Annotated in this window: 12 protein-coding genes; 8 read left to right on the forward strand and 4 right to left on the reverse strand. The window is 64.8% G+C overall.

The annotated features are described in order from the left end of the window. Positions 1-4: 4 nt before the first annotated feature. Together AC1Z32_RS20720 and AC1Z32_RS20725 are read right to left on the reverse strand one after the other, a co-directional pair. Positions 5-2,089, reverse strand: coding sequence for a 3-hydroxyacyl-CoA dehydrogenase NAD-binding domain-containing protein (locus AC1Z32_RS20720; protein WP_483480356.1), 2,085 nt, complete (start codon positions 2,087-2,089; stop codon positions 5-7). A gap of 168 nt (positions 2,090-2,257) precedes the next feature. After that, positions 2,258-3,916, reverse strand: a complete 1,659-nt coding sequence (locus AC1Z32_RS20725; RefSeq protein ID WP_483480357.1) for a 3-(methylthio)propionyl-CoA ligase — start codon at positions 3,914-3,916, stop codon at positions 2,258-2,260. 107 nt (positions 3,917-4,023) lie between these two features. Here AC1Z32_RS20725 and AC1Z32_RS20730 point away from each other — a divergent pair, with 107 nt between their 5' ends. From AC1Z32_RS20730 to AC1Z32_RS20760, 7 genes are all read left to right on the forward strand, one after another. Next, positions 4,024-5,616, forward strand: coding sequence for a protein adenylyltransferase SelO (locus AC1Z32_RS20730; protein ID WP_483480358.1), 1,593 nt, complete (start codon positions 4,024-4,026; stop codon positions 5,614-5,616). 49 nt (positions 5,617-5,665) lie between these two features. Further along, positions 5,666-6,082 carry a peptide-methionine (R)-S-oxide reductase MsrB gene (gene msrB / locus AC1Z32_RS20735; RefSeq protein ID WP_483480359.1) on the forward strand — a complete coding sequence of 139 codons (417 nt, stop codon included), beginning with the start codon at positions 5,666-5,668 and terminating at the stop codon, positions 6,080-6,082. A 132-nt stretch (positions 6,083-6,214) separates the two neighbouring features. Further along, positions 6,215-6,751: a septation protein A gene (locus tag AC1Z32_RS20740; protein WP_062604328.1), complete on the forward strand. Its 537-nt coding sequence runs from the start codon at positions 6,215-6,217 to the stop codon at positions 6,749-6,751. After that, on the forward strand, positions 6,748-7,062 hold the full coding sequence (locus tag AC1Z32_RS20745) for a BolA family protein (RefSeq protein WP_483480360.1): 315 nt from the start codon (positions 6,748-6,750) through the stop codon (positions 7,060-7,062). Before AC1Z32_RS20740 ends, AC1Z32_RS20745 begins: the two co-directional genes overlap by 4 nt. An 83-nt stretch (positions 7,063-7,145) precedes the next feature. Beyond that, positions 7,146-7,928 carry a peptidylprolyl isomerase gene (locus tag AC1Z32_RS20750; protein WP_483480361.1) on the forward strand — a complete coding sequence of 261 codons (783 nt, stop codon included), beginning with the start codon at positions 7,146-7,148 and terminating at the stop codon, positions 7,926-7,928. A 187-nt stretch (positions 7,929-8,115) separates the two neighbouring features. Continuing rightward, positions 8,116-8,943 (forward strand): three-Cys-motif partner protein TcmP, encoded by an 828-nt coding sequence (locus AC1Z32_RS20755; protein ID WP_483480362.1) that lies wholly within the window; start codon positions 8,116-8,118, stop codon positions 8,941-8,943. 51 nt (positions 8,944-8,994) lie between these two features. Continuing rightward, positions 8,995-9,729, forward strand: coding sequence for a DUF5131 family protein (locus tag AC1Z32_RS20760; protein ID WP_483480363.1), 735 nt, complete (start codon positions 8,995-8,997; stop codon positions 9,727-9,729). Positions 9,730-9,824: 95 nt separating this feature from the next. Here the strand turns inward: AC1Z32_RS20760 and AC1Z32_RS20765 are convergent, their stop codons facing one another. After that, positions 9,825-12,290 carry a family 20 glycosylhydrolase gene (locus AC1Z32_RS20765; protein ID WP_483481700.1) on the reverse strand — a complete coding sequence of 822 codons (2,466 nt, stop codon included), beginning with the start codon at positions 12,288-12,290 and terminating at the stop codon, positions 9,825-9,827. A 239-nt stretch (positions 12,291-12,529) separates the two neighbouring features. Further along, entirely contained in the window at positions 12,530-16,567 is a 4,038-nt protein-coding gene (purL, locus tag AC1Z32_RS20770; protein ID WP_483480364.1) for a phosphoribosylformylglycinamidine synthase, read from the reverse strand. A 459-nt stretch (positions 16,568-17,026) separates the two neighbouring features. Between purL and AC1Z32_RS20775 the strand changes: the two genes are divergently transcribed. Beyond that, entirely contained in the window at positions 17,027-18,328 is a 1,302-nt protein-coding gene (locus tag AC1Z32_RS20775) for an FAD-dependent oxidoreductase (protein ID WP_483480365.1), read from the forward strand. Positions 18,329-18,424: the final 96 nt, after the last annotated feature.

Below are 18,424 nucleotides of genomic sequence, written 5' to 3' on the forward strand. Positions count from 1 at the left end.
ATTCTCAGGCGTTGAAGCGTCCATCGGCGGCCGCGAGCCCGGTCACGCGCGCAGCCGGCCGCCACGCGTCGCCATTGGCCTGCTTCACGTACTTGCGTATCGCGCGCTCGACGTTATAGAGACCGATGGTGTCCGCGTAGAGCATCGGGCCGCCGCGCCACAGCGGAAAGCCGTAACCCGTCAGATAGACCATGTCGATATCCGACGCCTTCGACGCGATGCCTTCGTCGAGAATCTTCGCGCCTTCGTTCACGAGTGAGAGAACGAGACGCTCGACGATCTCGTCATCGCCGATCTTGCGCCGCTCGATGCCGCGTTCGTTCGAATACGCGACGATCATGTCGTCGACGAGTTTCGATGGCTGCGCATCGCGTTTGCCCTGCTCGTAGTCGTACCATCCCGCGCCGGTCTTCTGGCCGAAGCGGCCCAGTTCGCACAGACGATCGGCGATGCGCGAATAGTGCAGCTCCGGCTGCTCGCGATAGCGGCGCTTGCGAATGGCCCAGCCGATGTCGTTGCCAGCGAGATCGCTCATGCGGAACGGGCCCATCGCGAAGCCGAACTTCTCGATCGCGCGATCGATCTGCGCGGGCAGCGCGCCTTCCTCGAGCATGAAAAGCGCCTGCCGGATGTACTGCTCGATCATGCGGTTGCCGATGAAGCCATCGCATACGCCCGACACCACGGCCGTCTTTTTGATCTTCTTCGCGAGCTGCATGATGGTGGCGAGCACGTCCTTTTCCGTCTTCTCGCCGCGCACGACTTCGAGCAGCTTCATCACGTTCGCGGGACTGAAGAAGTGCATGCCGATGACATCCCCGGGACGCTTCGTGAACGCGGCGATGCGGTTCAGATCGAGCGTCGAGGTATTCGATGCGAGGATCGCGCCGGGTTTCGCGATTTCGTCGAGCTGGCGGAACACCTGCTCCTTCACGCCCAGCTCTTCGAACACGGCTTCGATGATGAGATCCGCCTCTGCGAGATCGGCATAAGACAGGGTCGGGGCAATGAGCGCGATGCGCTCTTCCACCTTCTCCTGCGTGAGCTTGCCCTTTTTGACCTGCGCTTCGTAATTGCGGCGGATCGTGGCGATGCCGCGATCGAGCGCGTCCTGCTTCGTCTCCAGCAGCACGACGGGCAGCCCCGCGTTGAGGAAGTTCATCGCGATGCCGCCGCCCATCGTGCCCGCGCCGACGACGCCCACGCGCTCGATCTTCCTGACCGGCGTGCCGGACGGCACATCGGCGATCTTGGCGGCCGCGCGCTCGCCGAAGAACGCGTGCCGAAGCGCGCGGCTCTCGGGCGTCTGCACGAGCGCGAGAAAGCATTCGCGCTCGAATGCGAGACCGCGCTGGAAGCCTTCCTTCACGCCCTTCTCGATTGCGTCGATGCATTTGTGCGGCGCCGGAAAATGCTTCGCGACAGCCGCAGCGCCGTTGCGCGCGAACTGAATGAAGCCCTCGGCGTTCGGATGTTCGATCGGGCGGTCGCGCACCTTCGGATACGGGCCGCCGCGGTCGGCCGCCTGGCGCGCGAACGACAACGCGGCTTCCAGCAGATCGTCTTCGGCGAGTTCGTCGAAGAGCGCCGTTTTCGCGAGCTTCTCGGACGGCACCGGCGTGCCCGACACGATCATGTTCAGTGCCGTCTCGAGCCCGACCACGCGCGGCAGGCGCTGCGTGCCGCCCGCGCCGGGCAACAGGCCGAGCTTCACTTCCGGCAGCGCGATCTGCGCGCCGGGCGCGGCGATGCGGTAATGCGCGCCGAGCGCGAGCTCGAGACCGCCGCCCATCGCGACCGCGTGGATCGCCGCGACAACGGGCTTCGCGCTGGCTTCGAGCGCCTTGATCACGGTCATGAGCGTCGGCTCTTGCGTGGCCTTCGGCGTGTTGAATTCGGTGATGTCCGCGCCGCCTGAAAACGCCTTGCCCGCGCCGATGATGACGACTGCGCGCACGCTCGCATCGCCGTTCGCGCGTTCGATGCCATCGACGATGCCAAGGCGCGTCGAATGGCCAAGCCCGTTGACGGGGGGATTGTCGAGCGTGATGACGGCGACGCCGTCGCGGATCGTGTAGTCCACTGCCATGAAGTGACTCCTGTCGAGCGGATAACGGAATTATGGTGGGTGATGACCGCAGAATACACAAAAAAGCACGATCGTTCAAATGAAGCAGTCATGCATTTGCGCGGGACGAAAATGCAAAAGCCCCGGCTCCGCGCTGGCGGACCGGGGCCTTCAGGCATGGACGCAGTGCTAGACCGGGTTTTCCGTCGTGTTCGGCAGCACGTAATCGCAATACTGCTCGCGCAGCCGCACTTTCTGCAGCTTGCCGGTCGCGGTGTGGGGCAATGACTCGGCGAACACGACATCGTCCGGAATCCACCATTTGGCGACCTTGCCCTCGAAATGCGCGAGCAGTTCCTCGCGCGTGACTGTCGCGCCCGGCTTCAGCACCGCGACGATCAAGGGCCGCTCCGTCCACTTCGGATGCGCGCACGCGATGCACGCCGCCTCCGCCACCTGCGGATGCGACACCGCGATGTTCTCCAGATCGATCGAGCTGATCCATTCGCCGCCGGACTTGATCACGTCCTTGCTGCGATCCGTGATCTGCATGAAGCCGTCTTGGTCGATGGTCGCGACGTCGCCCGTCGGAAACCAGCCGTCGACGAGCGGGGAATCGTCGCGGCGGAAATAGCGGTCGATGACCCACGGCCCGCGTACATGCAGATCGCCGAAGGATTTGCCGTCCCAGGGCAGTTCGCGGCCATCGTCGCCGACCACTTTCATATCGACGCCGAAGAGCGCGTGGCCCTGCTTCTCCAGCGAGCGGCGCTGCGCTTCCAGCGGGCGCTGCTTCTGCTTGAAACTGAGACGCGCGAGCGTGCCCAGCGGCGACATCTCCGTCATGCCCCACGCGTGGATCACCTGCACGCCGTAGTCTTCCTCGAAGGTGCGCAGCATCGCGGGCGGACACGCGGAGCCGCCGATCACCGTGCGTTTCAGCGTCGAGAAGCGCAGGTTCTGCTGCTTCATGTGGGTGAGCAGGCCCATCCAGACGGTCGGCACGCCGGCGGAATACGTGACGCCTTCGGCTTCCATCAACTCATAGAGCGACTTGCCGTCGAGATCCTTGCCGGGGAACACGAGCTTCGCGCCGACGAGCGGCGCCGCGTGCGGAATGCCCCATGCGTTGACATGGAACATCGGCACCACGGGAAGGATCGAATCGCTCGACGATGCGCCCATCGCATCGGGCAGCGCCGCGGCGTATGCATGCAGCACGGTCGAGCGATGCGAGTACAGCGCGCCCTTCGGATTGCCCGTCGTGCCCGACGTGTAGCAGAGAAACGAAGCCTGGCGCTCGTCGAGCATCGGCCAGTCGAAGTTGCCGTCCTGCTCGCCGATGAGGCTCTCGTAGCTCATCACCGGCACGCTCATGTTCGACAGATGCTCGGCAATGCACGCGGCATCGCCGAGCGCGATCCAGCCTTTCACGTTCGGACACTCCGGCGCGATGAGTTCGACGAGCGGGCCGAAGGTCATGTCGAAGCAGACGTACGAATCGTCCGCGTGATCGATGATGAACGCGATCTGATCGGGAAAGAGCCGCGGATTGACCGTGTGGCACACGGCGCCCATGCCGCTTACGCCGTAATAGCACTCCAGATGTCTGTAGCCGTTCCACGCGAGCGTGCCGATGCGCTCGCCCTGCCCGACGCCGAGCGCGACGAGCGCCTGCGCAAGCTGTTTCGCGCGCTTCTCGCAATCGCGGTAGGTATAACGGTGGATATCGCCTTCGATGCGCCGCGACACGATCTCGTTGTCGCCGAAGTGGCGTGAGGCATGGGACAGCAGGGACGACGCGAGCAGCGGTATTTCCATCATCTGGCCGTGAAGCGGCGACGTCATAGGCGAGGTCCTCGGATGAGTCGAATGCTGGATTGGCGTCGACGATCGGGCTCCTGCAGGCCCGCGAGCGCGGAATTACAATATCGTTTAACTCAGAGGCGCTCAATATGTCGTTTTCCCCAAGCAATGCAGTGCGCGCGGCGCGCGACGAGACGCTCGCCGACGCGCATTCCATGAGCGAAATCGCCGACGCGATCCGGGTCGGCGAGCCCGGCTCGTTCGCCGCGCTCGGCACCGCTTTTCTCACGCGTCTTCCTGGCGCGCCCGTGCCCGATCCTTATCTCGTCGGAATCTCGCGAGAAACGGCCGAATCGCTCGGCTTCGATCCGCACATAGCCAGCGGCCCTGAAAAGGATGCATTCGCCGCGTACTTCGCAGGCAATCCCACGCGCGACTGGGCCAGCGATGCGCTGCCTTATGCCGCCGTGTATTCGGGGCATCAGTTCGGCGTGTGGGCGGGTCAACTCGGCGATGGCCGCGCGCTGACCCTGGGCGAGGCCGAGCATGACGGCGCGCGCCTCGAAGTGCAGTTGAAGGGCGCGGGACGCACGCCCTATTCGCGCATGGGCGACGGCCGCGCGGTGCTGCGCTCGTCGATCCGCGAATTCCTGTGCTCGGAAGCGATGCACCATCTCGGCATCCCCACGACGCGCGCGCTGACCGTCATCGGCTCGGATCTGCCGGTGCGCCGCGAGACCATCGAGACGGCGGCGATCGTCACGCGCGTATCGCCGAGCTTCGTGCGCTTCGGACACTTCGAACACTTCTATTCGAACGATCGCGTCGACGATCTCAAGAAGCTCGCGGATCACGTCATCGACCGCTTCTATCCGCATTGCCGGGACGCGGACGATCCGTATCTCGCGCTGCTCGACGAAGCCGTGCGCTCCACGGCATCGCTGATGGCACAGTGGCAAGGCGTCGGCTTCTGCCACGGCGTGATGAACACCGACAACATGTCGATCCTCGGCCTCACGATCGACTACGGTCCGTTCGGCTTCATGGACGGCTTCAACGCGCATCACATCTGCAATCACTCGGATACGCAGGGCCGCTATTCGTATAGCCGCCAGCCGCAGGTCGGATACTGGAACCTCTTTTGTCTCGCGCAGGCGCTCGTGCCGCTCTTCGGCGCGAACTTGCCGGAAGAAAACCGCGCCGAGCGCGTGGTCGAAGCGGCGCAGAAGGTGCTCGAGCGATACAAGGATCGTTTCGCGCCCGCGCTCGTCGCAACGATGCGCGCGAAGCTCGGACTCGAGGTCGAGCGCGAAGGCGACGACAAGCTCGCCAACGGTCTCTTCGAGATCATGCATGCGAATCGCACGGACTTCACGCTGACGTTCCGGAACCTCTCGAAGCTCTCGAAAGCCGACGCGAGCCGCGATGCGCCCGTGCGCGATCTCTTCCTCGATCGCGCCGCGTTCGATGCGTGGGCCGCGCAGTATCGAGAGCGCCTCGCCCACGAACCGCGCGACGACGCCGCGCGCGCCGCCGCGATGAACCGCGTGAACCCGAAGTACGTGCTGCGCAATCATCTGGCGGAACAGGCGATCCGCCGGGCGAACGAGAAGGACTTCTCGGAAGTCGAGCGCCTGCTGGACGTGCTGCGGCATCCGTACGACGAACAGCCGCAATACGAGGCCTATGCGGGCCTGCCGCCTGACTGGGCGGGCGATCTCGAAGTCAGTTGTTCTTCGTAGGTTCGCCCTCACATACAGGGCCTTCCCGGCCACATCAAAGGAACGACAGATGAGCAGAGACGACACCCCGACGAGCTACCCGCTGAAAAAAGACGACGCGGAATATCGCCGCGAATTGGACGACATGCAGTATCAGGTCACGCGCCACGCCGCGACCGAGCGCCCGTTCACTGGCAAATACTGGGATCACAAGGAGCGCGGCGTCTACGACTGCGTGTGTTGCGGCACGCCGCTTTTCGAGTCGGACACGAAATTCGACGCCGGCTGCGGCTGGCCGAGCTACTTCAAGCCGATCAACGGCGAAGTGATCCAGGAGAAGACCGACCGCTCGCACGGCATGCTGCGCATCGAAGTGCTGTGCAAGAACTGCGGCGCGCATCTCGGCCACGTCTTCGAGGACGGCCCCGCGCCCACGGGCCTGCGGTATTGCATCAACTCGGCTGCGCTACAATTCGAACCCAAGTAAGCGCGAGCCAGGCACGGGGCGCCCGGCCGCGCCCCTGCATTCAAGCCGTATCGACGCCTGCTGCTGTTCGAGCGGGCGTTCGTCACACGCGCGCCCCGCATCTCATCCGATGCCCATCACGTCCGGACGCCAATGAAATTTCTGTTCGATCTGTTTCCGATCATCCTCTTTTTCGTCGCATTCAAGGTGTGGGGCATCTACACCGCGACGGCCGTCGCGATCGCGGCGACGCTCGTGCAGATCGCCTGGGTTGCGTTCCGGCACCGCAAAGTCGATCCGATGTTATGGGTGAGTCTCGGCGTGGTCGTCGTGTTCGGCGGCGCGACGCTCGTGCTGCACAACGACACCTTCATCAAATGGAAGCCGACCGCGCTGTACTGGCTTTTCGCGTTCGCGCTGATCGTCGCGCAGATCGGCTTCAGAAAGAATCTGATCGAAGCGATGATGGGCAAGCAGATCGTGCTGCCGCATCGCGTGTGGGGGCAACTGAATGTCGCGTGGGCCGTGTTCTTCGCGCTGCTGGGCGTGGTGAACCTGTTCGTCGCGTATAACTTCACCACCGATCAGTGGGTGAACTTCAAGCTTTTCGGCGCGACGGGCTGTCTTGTCGTGTTCATCGTCGCGCAGAGCTTCTGGCTCGCGAAGTATATGAAGGAGGACGGACAATGAGCGCATCCTTCGATTTCATGAGCGCGTCGGCGGCGGACAAGATCGCGCATCTCGAAGCGCGCCTGAATGCGGCGCTGCAGCCGGAGTCGGTGCATATCGAGGACGACAGCGCCGCGCACGCGGGCCATGCCGGCGCGGCTGCGGGCAGCCACTACACGGTGACGATCGTCGCGCAATGCTTCGCGGGCCGTGCGCGCGTGGCGCGGCATCGACTGGTGTATGATGCGCTGGCCGAGGAAATGCGGCGCGGCGTGCACGCGCTCGCGATCCGGGCTTATACGCCGCAGGAGTTCGCAGAACAATTCGAATAGACACGCGCGCGCTTCACCCATACGCCTTGCCTCTTTAAATCTCGCCTCTTGAAGGCGTCTGTTTGTTCAGTTAGGAACCTCCGATGACTTTGAAAAAAACCCGCGTCTGGGTGTTGCTGGCTGCATTCGCGGCGGCGCCCGCGTTTGCGCAAAACATCGCCGTCGTGAACGGCACGCCGATTCCCACGTCGCGCGCCGATGCGCTCGTGAAGCAGCTCGTGGCGCAAGGTCAGCAGGATTCGCCGCAGCTTCAGCAGGCGGTGCGCGAGGAACTCATCAATCGCGAGATCCTGATGCAGGAAGCCACGCGCGAAGGCATCGCGTCGCGTCCCGACGTGAAGGCGCAAATCGCCGTCGCGCAGCAGACTGTGGTGCTGCGCGCGCTGATCGAAGACTTCGTGAAGAAGAACACGCCGACCGATGCGGAAATCAAGGCGCGCTATGACCAGCTCGTCAAGCAGAACGGCGGCGGCAAGGAACTGCATCTGCATCACATCCTCGTCGAGGACGAAGCGCAGGCGAAGGACCTGATTGCGAAGATCAAGGGCGGCGCGAGCTTCGAGGATCTCGCGAAGCAATATTCGAAGGACCCGGGATCGGGCAAGAATGGCGGCGATCTGGACTGGTCGTCGCCGTCGGCCTATGTGCCGGAATTCGGCGCGGCCGCCGAGAAGCTGAAGAAGGGTGAAGTGACGCCCGCGCCGGTGAAGACGCAGTTCGGCTGGCACGTCATCCGCCTTGACGACTCGCGTGAAGTCGCCCCGCCGCCGCTCGATCAGGTGAAGGCGCAGATCGCGCAGCAGATCCAGCAGGAGAAGCTGCAGGCGTTCGAGGAAGGCTTGCGGAACAAGGCGGTGATCAAGTAAGCCCACGAATTCCGCAGCTTCGCCTTTGCGGCATGCAGCGCCCCTGACTTCGCGGTCAGGGGCGTTCTCATTTGTAGTGCCTCTGTCGTTCGGCCAACCCAGGCCTTTTTCGGACAAATCGACTGTCGTCGGACCCACTCTATCCGCAAGATCGCTCCATCAAAGCTAAGGCCGGAGATGAAACGATATGAGTGACGACAAGGTTAGAACCGACCCGTCAGACGGAATGGATGCGATGGTCGTTGGCGGCTGGTCTCAACAAAAGCATGAACGACTCACGGACTATATCGTCGCGTCCCGTCTTGCGCGCGCGAAATGGGAACAAGCGTGCTACATCGACGTTTTTTGCGGTCCGGGGCGTGTCGTCGAGCGCGAAACAAATACGTTTCGGGATGGCGGCGCACTAGCGGCATGGAAAGCGTCTTGCATCGGAGGCGGCCGACCATTTTCGACTATGTACATTGCCGATCTGCGGGAGCGTTCCGTCGATCTCTGTCAGCAACGCCTCTCCGGTCTCGGCGCTTCTGTTCGCCGTTTCGTCGGACCTGCGAACGAAATGATCCACAAGATCGTGCCCGAATTGCCTCGAGGTCTTCATCTGGCCTTCCTGGACCCCTTCAATGCTGAGCATCTGGATTTCGAGATTATCCACGCACTTTCGAGCCAGCGATTCATGGATATCCTGGTTCATTTCAGTGTGATGGATATTCAGAGGAACATCGACATGGAAGCGGCAACATCCGGGGCGCGACTCGACCGAATCGCACCCGGATGGCGGCAATCGATCGATCTCAACCGTCTGCCCAAGGGCGCGTTTGTGAATGCGTTTCTCGATTATTGGAAGGAACTCGTGGAACGAACGACGAATATGACTGCGGCGGATATTATGCCCTTGATAAAAAACAGCAAAGGCGGGCCGCTATACCGCCTCATCATGCTGAGTCGCCACAGTCTTGCGGAGAAACTATGGAACGACGTAGGACGAGAAGACAAGCAGCAAAGGACCTTGTTCTAGCAAGACGAAGCTCCTACACTCCGAGCCAAACAACAACGGTAGAACGCTGCGATGGCAACAAAGACCGGAATCGAGTGGACCGAAATGACCTGGAATCCGGTAACCGGATGCGTAAAGATCAGCCAGGGTTGCAAGCATTGTTACGCGGAAAGAATGGCAAGGCGGCTCAAAGCGATGGGCAGCGCGCGCTATGAGAATGAGTTTGCGCCCACACTTCATGAAGATCTGATCGACCTGCCCCGCAGATGGAAAAAGCCGCGCACGGTGTTCGTGAATTCGATGAGCGATCTTTTTCAGGACGCCGTTCCCATTGATTTTATTCAGCATGTGTTCGAGACAATGGTGGCCACGCCTCAGCACACTTATCAGGTGTTGACCAAGCGTTCTGAACGCCTGCTCGACTTATCGCCGGAACTGCCGTGGGCTCCGAACATCTGGATGGGCGTGAGTGTCGAAGATGCCCGCGTGATCCACCGCGTCGAGCATCTTGCCGCCACCGCGGCGCAGGTCAAGTTTCTGTCCTGTGAGCCGCTGATCGGGCCGCTCGACGACCTACCCTTGACAGGAATCGATTGGGTCATCGTAGGCGGCGAATCTGGGCGCGGCGCCCGGCCGATGGAGGAAGCCTGGGTGCAATCCATCCGCCGCCAGTGCCGTGTTCATCGCACTGCCTTCTTCTTCAAGCAATGGGGAGGCGTCCGGAAGGACATGACCGGAAGACTCTTGAATGGGCGTACTTACGACGCAATGCCTCGCAAGGTGATTCCGCTTGTTCTCGCGCCGTAGCGCTCGGCGACGCAGCCCCGAGCACGAGAATGTGCAACCATCGACAAAGCCGCCCTCGGGCGGCTTTGTCGCGTTACAACCCGCTTCTCACATCATCACCCGCCCAGCTTCGCCCTCACCACCGCGCCCGCCCGCGTCAGCTTCGGCAACTCGCGGTTCTGCACTACGCTCATGAACCCCGCCCAGTCCTGCGCGAGCGCGGCCTTGTCGACGTGGTTCGTGTCGCCGAGCATGTAGCGCTCGCCCTGCGTGTACGGCAACTCCCACGCCGCGCGATGCCACGCGCGTTCCGCGAGCGCCAAGAGCCGCGGATACACCATGTACTCGAACTGCTGATCCGTGCGCATCACTTCGGCCCACGCCTGCCCCTGAATGCCTTCGATGCGCGGCGCCGGTCCCGCGCTCGTCACCTCGAACGGCTTGCCGTCGCGATCGGCCATGATCTCCGCGTTCTGCGGCAGATTGTCCGGCGCGAGCGAGAACGTCTTGAAGCTGTCCGTGCCGTGCGACCCCCAGTAATAGCCGCGCTCGTGCTGATCGAACGCATAGGGGAAATCGAAGTACAGGTAGTCCGGCAGCGCGAGCACCGTCTTGTAGCCCTGACTGCTGAGCGACTGCACGGTGTCGGATGCGCCCCAGAATATCGTGTCCCACATCGTCACCATCACGTTCGACGTCGCGAAATCCTGCGGGCCGTTCGCATGCTTGATGCCGTCCTGCCACGCGGCCATCGTGCCTATGCCGTTCACGCGCACGATCTGGCTGACCTCGCGCGCGAACATCGACGGCAATTCGTCCACGGATGCGAGCTTGCCCGATGCGATCAGCGCCGCGCACTGGGGCGAGCGTCCCCACGGCTTGTCCTGCGCCGCGAGGTTCACATGGCCCTTGCCGGCGTCGGTGCCGTCGAGCGGCTGAAAACCCGCGCCGAGCAGGATGTTCTTCGCTTCGTCGCCGCCGAAGTGCCACACCGAGAGCGGCGCGCCCGCCTCGCGATGCATCGCCGCGATTTCGCCGATCACCTTCGACGCGAAGCGCTGCGCGCCGTCCGAGCACGGATTGATGAAGCTGCGCCGGTCGTAGAACTGGACGGTCGTCGTGTTCGACGTGTCGGCGGGATCGAGCAGCCGGTAAGCGCTCGCGGCCGTCTGATTGCCCTGCGCGCGCAGACGCTGATACCGCGCCTCCATCGAGACGACCGCGGCGCGTGCATGCCCGGGCATGTCGATTTCCGGGATGATCTCGACGAAGCGATCCGCCGCATAGCGCACGAGCGCGACATACTCGGCGCGGCTCAGATAGCCGCCGCCCGAGCGGTTGTCCGGGCCCGATGCGAGCTGCGGCAGCAGACACTTCGTTTCGGTGAGATCGTGGCAACGTTTCGCGCCGATCTCGGTGAGCTCCGGCAGGCCGGGAATCTCGATACGCCAGCCTTCATCGTCCGACAGATGCACATGCAGGCGGTTGAGCTTGTACGCGCCCATCTGGTCGATCAACCGGCGCAGCGTAGCGGGCTGACGGAAGTTGCGCGCGACATCGACGTGCATGCCCCGATGCGTATAGCGCGGCGCATCCTCGATGGTCATCGCGGGCACGCTGCCGCCTCCCGCGGGCGCGAGCGACAGCAGTGTCTCTACGCCGTAGAAGACCCCGGCCGCGTCGAAGGCATCGACGTTGACGCCGGCCGGCGCGATCGTCAGGCGATAGCCGCCGGAGCGCGCGATGTCGGCGGGCAGCGCGCCGCCCACGATCTGCCCGCTCACGCGCACGGCCGCGCCGTTCAGGCCGAGCGTCGCGGCGCGCGACCTGAGCGCCGCCGCTTGCGACGCAGTCAATCCGGACACCGACAAATCGATGCCGCCAACCTGCGCCGAGCCCTCGCCCGGCGCCGAGCGCAGCGCCGCAGGCAGCGCACGCGCGGCGGTCTGCTGCGCCGATGGCAGTGCGGCTTCCGCGCGGGCGCGTTGCACCTGCGCGGGCGTCGCGGCGAACGCGGCTGCGTCGTCCGAACTCGGCGGAATGCGGTCGACGTAGCGCGTCTCGTCGTCGGTATCGTTGTGCTCGAGTACGGCGGGGGTCGCGTTGCCGTCGGCGACCACGTACGCGCGCGGCAAGAGATCGCTGTAACGCTGATACCAGTACTCACCGATGAACGGCACCTCGATGCGCTCGCCTGCCCCGAGCGTGAAAGCGCCGGCGGTCGGCGTGAGCGCGTAGAGATCGCCCGTGACATGCTTCCACGCGAACGCCGGATGCTCGACCATCAGGATGCGCCGAATGCTGTGCACGTAGAGCGTCCAGCCGCCCGCCGCGAGACTGCGGGCGCCGGTGTTCTCGAGAATCAGCTTGCCGCGCGCGCAGCTCGCCCAGTCGGCGCCGAGGTCCGCGCACTTCGTGCCGGATTTGGCGGCATCGTTCGTGTCGATCTCGACGCGCACCATCAGGTTTTCGCCGAGCGCGGCCGCGCGCGCCGTCGGCGACAGATTGGCCGAGTCCGGGTTCGAGCTGTCGCCGCACGCCGTCAAGAAACACGACATCGCGACGAGCGCCGCGCCCGCCATCGTCGATATGCGCCCCGATAAACTTAGTTTGCCTAAATGATTCGCTCCAAATTGCCTCATATCTCCTCCGTAAGCCGCGCATCGCGGCGTGCGGACGACTATACCCGCAACTTACAGCCAGTTTATTTTGAGAAAGATGCTGATCGGCAAGGTTGTCGTGGGCAGCATCGCGGCAAGCGTCAAAAACAAAACACCCCGAAGTTTCAGCTTCGGGGTGTTTTGTCCGGCGATTGAAATGATCAGCCGAGGAAGCGTCGCGCGTTCTGGAACACGCGCAGCCATGGGCTGCCGTCGGTGGTCCAGTCGTCGGGCGTCCAGCTCATCTGCACGTTGCGATGCACGCGCTCCATGTGCGGCATCAGCACGGTGAAGCGGCCATCGGGTGTCGTGACGGACGTGATGCCCTGCGGCGAGCCGTTCGGGTTGAACGGATACTGCTCGGTCGCGTTGCCGCGATGGTCGACGTAGCGCATCGCGACGAGCGCCTGGCTCTGGTCGCCCTGTTGCGAGAAGTCCGCGAAGCCTTCGCCGTGCGCGACCGCGACCGGAATGCGCGAGCCTTCCATGCCGGCGAAGAAGATCGACGGCGAGCTCTGCACTTCGACCAGCGAGAAGCGCGCTTCGAACTGCTCCGACTTGTTGCGCGTGAACTTCGGCCAGTTTTCCGCGCCGGGGATGATCGACGCCAGGCTCGACAACATCTGACAGCCGTTGCAGATGCCGAGCGCGAACGTGTCCGGACGCGCGAAGAACGCGGCGAACATGTCGGCCAGTTGCGCGTTGAAGCGGATGGTCTTCGCCCAGCCCTCGCCCGCGCCGAGCACGTCGCCGTACGAGAAGCCGCCGCACGCGACCGCGCCCGCGAAATCGGCGAGCGTCGCGCGGCCTTCGAGCAGGTCGCTCATGTGGACGTCGTGGGCGTCGAAGCCGGCGCGGTCGAACGCATAGGCCGTCTCCAGATGCGAGTTCACGCCCTGCTCGCGCAGGATCGCGACACGCGGACGCGCCTTCGCCGCAATGAACGGCGCGGCGACGTCTTCAGCCGGATCGAAGGTCAGCACCGGCGAGATGCCCGGATCGGCGGCATCGAGCAGCGTGTCGTATTCGGCATCCGCGCAGGCCGGGTTGTCGCGCAGACGCGCGATGCGCCAGCTCACCTCGCTCCACGCGCGATGCAGCTCGACGCGCGGCGCATCGAAAATCTTCTTTGCGTCGCGATAGATTTCGATCGCGCCGCTCTCGTTTGGCTTGCCGATAACATGCGAGCACGCCGACAAACCGTGTTCGCGCAGCGCGCCGAGCACCGCGTCGCGGTCCGACGCGCGCACCTGCACCACCGCGCCGAGCTCTTCCGAGAACAGCGCGCGGATCGTGCGATCGTCGCGGCGGCCGCTCGTCTGCTTCGCCCAGTCCTTGGCGTCGCCGTAATCCGATTCGTGCTCCGCGTCGAGCGTCAGCATGTCGACGTTCAGCGACACGCCCACGTGGCCCGCGAACGCCATTTCGCAGACCGTCGCCCACAGACCGCCGTCGGAGCGGTCGTGGTAGGCGAGCAGCTTGCCATCGGCGTTGAGCGCCTGGATCGCGGCGAAGAAGCGCTTCAGGTCTTCGGGATCGTCGACATCCGGCACCGCGTCGCCGACTTGCTGCGTCACCTGCGCGAGGATGCTGCCGCCCATGCGGTTGCGGCCGCGTCCGAGATCGATCGCGATCAGCACCGTGTTCGCATCGTCGACGAGCTGCGGCGTCAGATGACGGCGCACGTCCTCGACCGGCGCGAACGCCGAGATGATCAGCGACACCGGCGACACGACTTCGCGCGCACCACCGCGTGCGTCCTGCCATTTCGTGCGCATCGACAGCGAATCCTTGCCGACCGGAATGCTGATGCCGAGCGCCGGGCACAGCTCCATGCCGATCGCCTTCACGGTGTCGTAGAGCGCCGCGTCTTCGCCCGCGCTGCCGCATGCGGCCATCCAGTTCGCGGAGAGCTTGAGCTTGTTCAGCGATTCGATCGGCGCCGAAGCGATGTTGGTCACCGCCTCGCCCACCGCCATGCGGCCGGACGCCGGCGCGTCGATGACGGCGAGCGGCGTGCGCTCGGCCATCGTCATCGCTTCGCCGCGGAAGCCCGCGTAGTCCATCGTCGTGACGGCGCAATCCGCGACGGGCACCTGCCACGGACCGACGAACTGATCACGCGCCGTCGTGCCGCCGACGGAACGGTCGCCGATCGTGATGAGGAACGACTTGCTCGCGACCGTCGGATGCTTCAGCACATCGACCGCGACTTCCGACAGCGGCAGGCCGGTCACGTCGACAGGCGTGAATTGCTCGCTTTCGCGCTTCACGTCGCGATGCATCTTCGGCGGCTTGCCGAGCAGCACGTCCATCGGCATGTCGACGGGTTCCTGGCCGTCGTTGGCTTCATCGATGAGCTTCAGCTGACGCGCTTCCGTCGCCACGCCCACCACCGCCACCGGGCAGCGCTCGCGCTCGCAGATCGCCTGGAACGCGGGAAGATCGGCGGGAGAGATCGCCAGCACATAGCGCTCTTGCGCCTCGTTCGACCAGATTTCGCGCGGCGACAAGCCGCTTTCTTCCAGTTGCACCTTGCGCAGCTCGAAGCGCGCGCCCTTGCCCGCGCCATCGACGAGTTCGGGGAACGCGTTCGAGATGCCGCCCGCGCCGACGTCGTGAATCGACAGGATCGGATTGCCCTCGCCCATCTGCCAGCAGGTGTTGATGACTTCCTGCGCGCGGCGCTGGATTTCGGGATTGCCGCGCTGGACGGAATCGAAATCGAGCTCGGCGGTGTTCGCGCCGGTCGCCATCGACGACGCCGCGCCGCCGCCCATGCCGATGCGCATGCCCGGACCGCCGATCTGGATCAGCAGCGTGCCGGCCGGCAGGTCGTGCTTGTGCGTGTGCTGGTCCGAAATATTGCCGATGCCGCCCGCGATCATGATCGGCTTGTGATAGCCGCGCACGCGGCCCGCAACGTTCTGCTCGTACGTGCGGAAATAGCCGCCGAGGTTCGGGCGGCCGAATTCGTTGTTGAAGGCGGCGGCGCCGATCGGCCCGTCGATCATGATCTGCAACGGCGACGCGATGCGGTCCGGGCGGCCATACGGCTCATTCTTGTCGGCCGGATTGCGCGACGTCAGCGGCACGGCGGAATCGCGGTCGTTTTCCCACTTCTCGCGCGCATCGGGCAGATCGAGGTTGGACACCGTGAAGCCCGCGAGACCGGCCTTCGGACGCGCACCGCGCCCCGTTGCGCCTTCGTCGCGGATTTCGCCGCCGGAGCCGGTCGCCGCGCCCGCGAACGGCGAAATGGCCGTCGGGTGGTTGTGCGTCTCGACCTTCATCAGCGTGTGCGTCATCTCTTCGTGACGCCGATATTGCTCGTCGGTGCCGCGCGGGAACCAGCGCTCGGCCATGCCGCCCTGCATGATCGCCGAATTGTCCGAATACGCGACGATCGTGCCCGCGTGATTCAGCTTCTCGGTATTGCGGATCATCTGGAACAGCGACATGTCCTGCTTCTCGCCGTCGATGGTCCATTCGCCGTTGAAGATCTTGTGGCGGCAGTGCTCGCTGTTGGCCTGCGCGAACATCATCAGCTCGACGTCGGTCGGATTGCGCTTCAGCGCTTCGAACGCGCTCACCAGATAGTCGATCTCGTCTTCGGCCAGCGCGAGGCCGAGCTCCGTATTCGCGGCTTCGAGCGCCTTGCGTCCCGCGCCGATGATATCGACCGTCTGCAAGGGCTTCGCGGGCAGTTCGTCGAACAGATGCAGCGCCTGATCGCGCGAGGCCGCGACGCTTTCCGTCATGCGGTCGTGCAGCGCATCCGCGACGGCCGCGCGCGCTTCGTCCGACAGCGCCTTCTTGCCGCCGAGAAAGCCGCTTTTCATGATGACCGAGTACTCGACGCCGCGCTCGATGCGCCGCACCTTGTCGAGCCCGCAATGGTGCGCGATGTCGGTCGCCTTGCTCGCCCACGGCGAAACGGTGCCGAAGCGCGGCACGACCATGAAGGTCTCGACGTGGCCGCGCTCCTTCGATTCCTCGAACGGCGCGCCGTAGTGCATCAGCGCCTCGATGCGGCCGTTGTCATCGTCCGTGAGCGGCTCGGATGCGTTGACGAAATGCAGGAACTGGCCGCGCACGCCGACGATATTCGCGTCGATGCGGGCGAGCGTTTCGAGGAGGCGGGTCTGACGGAAATCGGAGAGGGCCGAAGCGCCGGGGAAACACGAGAAGTGGGCCATTGTGACGATGCGTCGATGACGTCTGTGTGCCGCTCGCGCGCCTCGCAAATCCAGAAATTTCGCAAATTCGGATTCGAGCACGCAAAACGGCGTGAGGCGAAAGGAAGACCGCGATTATAACCCGGAAGCGTCTCGAAATCGGTCCGGGTGGACCGTCCGGACGCCGTGCGGCAGCGGCCGCGCCACGGCGGCCGCGTCATTGCACATCCCGAAATCACCTGCGGGCGCCTGCGGACGCGGCGCACCGGGCGCGCGGCGTGCCCCGCGCGTCGCATCCAGGCGTCGCTCGCGGTCCCCCGCAAACGATTTTGGCGCTATCATGGCGCGCTTTCTTCGGGGACGGCACACGCGGCAAGCCGCCGGTCCCTGGTTTCACTCGAGGCGCGACGCGCGAGGCCTGTCCGCTCGCCCCTCGCCCCACGCAGCACAGCAATCTCGCGCCTTCGGGCACAAAAAGTCATGGATGTCATCGTCATCGGCGGAGGAATCGCCGGCATCGCCACCGCTTATCAGTTGCATGCGGCAGGCCTCAGCGTCTGCGTGGTCGAACGCCACGCGACCGTCGCGCAAGGCGCCACCTATGGTCAGGGCGGCGCGCTCCTGCCGTCGCCGCTCGACGTCTGGTATGGGCCGACGTTCATGGCGTCGAGCCGCTCGAAGCAAAGCGGCATGGTGGTCAAGACCGGCTTCGACTCCGCCGCGCGCGATTTCGTCAAACAGCTCGCGATGCTGCGCGATCCCGAGGCGTTTGCCGCCCAGTACGCGCACCTGCAAGCACTCGTCGATGTGTCGCGGCGCGTGATCGCGGACATCGAAAGCCGCCTGGAGCTCGATTTCGAGCAGCGCCGCGGCATGCTGCACGTGTTCCGGCAGGCGCGCGAGCTCGAGGAGGCGCAACCCGCCATCGACTTGCTCAAGCGTTTCAAGGTGCCGCATCGGCTGCTGACGCCCGAGGAATGCGTCGCGATCGAGCCTTCGGTGCCCGACTATCCCGAATTCGCAGGCGGCGTGCTGCTGCCCGACGAGCGCACGGCGAACTGTCCGCTCTTCACCAAGCAACTGAAGCAGGTGCTCGAGGACGACGGCGTGCAGTTCCGCATGCATCGCGCGGTCACGTCGGTGCGCCTGGACGGCCCGCGCGCCGCGGTCGAGCTCGCCGATCCGAACGAGGGCAAGGACGGCAAGAAGCGCTCCGCCGATGTCGAGCTGATCACGGCGGACGCGATCGTCGTCGCGGCGGGCACCGGCACGCCCGCGCTCGTCGGCGGCATCAAGTCGGCGGCGTCGCTCTTTCCGCTGCGCGTGCACACGCTCACCGCGCCCGTCGCCTATGAGGAGCGCGCGCCGCATCTCACTGTCGTCGATTCGATCAAGCGCATCACGATGTCGCGCGTGAACCAGCGCCTGCGCGTCGGCGGCGCGGGCGTCCTCCAGAGCGCGTCGAAGGCCGACAAGCCGCTCGACGCCGCCCTCTCCCGCCGCGCGCTCGATCTGCTCGGCCAGGGCACGCACGACTGGATTCCGGGCGCGGCGCGCGTCTCCGCCGCGCGCGCGTGGGACGGTCTGCGGCTCGTTTCCGCCGACGGCCTGCCGGTCGTCGGCGCGACGCGCCATCCGCGGCTTTTCGTCAACGCGGCGCACGGCCCGGCGGGCTGGGGCCTCGCGTGCGGGTCTGCTAAAGTGGTCGCGGATCTCGTCTCCGGCGTCACGCCCGACATTCCCGCCGATACGCTCGCCGCGCTGAGCCTCGAACGCTTCTAGCGGCGCATCGGCGATGCACGCGGCCCGCACGGCCGCGACGGGCACGCTTGCTGCAAGCGACGCCGGGTTTCCGAACGGCTTCGAGCCCCTTCCGTC

This window comes from Caballeronia sp. 11_S32 (assembly GCF_056930355.1).

Excerpts from the sequence above, each read along its gene's own strand:
- AC1Z32_RS20760 (WP_483480363.1), top strand. The coding sequence starts at position 8,995 with ATGGCAACAAAGACCGGAATCGAGTGGACCGAAATGACCTGGAATCCG.
- AC1Z32_RS20745 (WP_483480360.1), top strand. The coding sequence starts at position 6,748 with ATGAGCGCATCCTTCGATTTCATGAGCGCGTCGGCGGCGGACAAGATC.
- AC1Z32_RS20775 (WP_483480365.1), top strand. The coding sequence starts at position 17,027 with ATGGATGTCATCGTCATCGGCGGAGGAATCGCCGGCATCGCCACCGCT.
- AC1Z32_RS20755 (WP_483480362.1), top strand. The coding sequence starts at position 8,116 with ATGAGTGACGACAAGGTTAGAACCGACCCGTCAGACGGAATGGATGCG.
- AC1Z32_RS20740 (WP_062604328.1), top strand. The coding sequence starts at position 6,215 with ATGAAATTTCTGTTCGATCTGTTTCCGATCATCCTCTTTTTCGTCGCA.
- AC1Z32_RS20720 (WP_483480356.1), bottom strand. The coding sequence starts at position 2,089 with ATGGCAGTGGACTACACGATCCGCGACGGCGTCGCCGTCATCACGCTC.
- AC1Z32_RS20750 (WP_483480361.1), top strand. The coding sequence starts at position 7,146 with ATGACTTTGAAAAAAACCCGCGTCTGGGTGTTGCTGGCTGCATTCGCG.
- msrB (WP_483480359.1), top strand. The coding sequence starts at position 5,666 with ATGAGCAGAGACGACACCCCGACGAGCTACCCGCTGAAAAAAGACGAC.
- purL (WP_483480364.1), bottom strand. The coding sequence starts at position 16,567 with ATGGCCCACTTCTCGTGTTTCCCCGGCGCTTCGGCCCTCTCCGATTTC.
- AC1Z32_RS20730 (WP_483480358.1), top strand. The coding sequence starts at position 4,024 with ATGTCGTTTTCCCCAAGCAATGCAGTGCGCGCGGCGCGCGACGAGACG.
- AC1Z32_RS20725 (WP_483480357.1), bottom strand. The coding sequence starts at position 3,916 with ATGACGTCGCCGCTTCACGGCCAGATGATGGAAATACCGCTGCTCGCG.
- AC1Z32_RS20765 (WP_483481700.1), bottom strand. The coding sequence starts at position 12,290 with ATGGCGGGCGCGGCGCTCGTCGCGATGTCGTGTTTCTTGACGGCGTGC.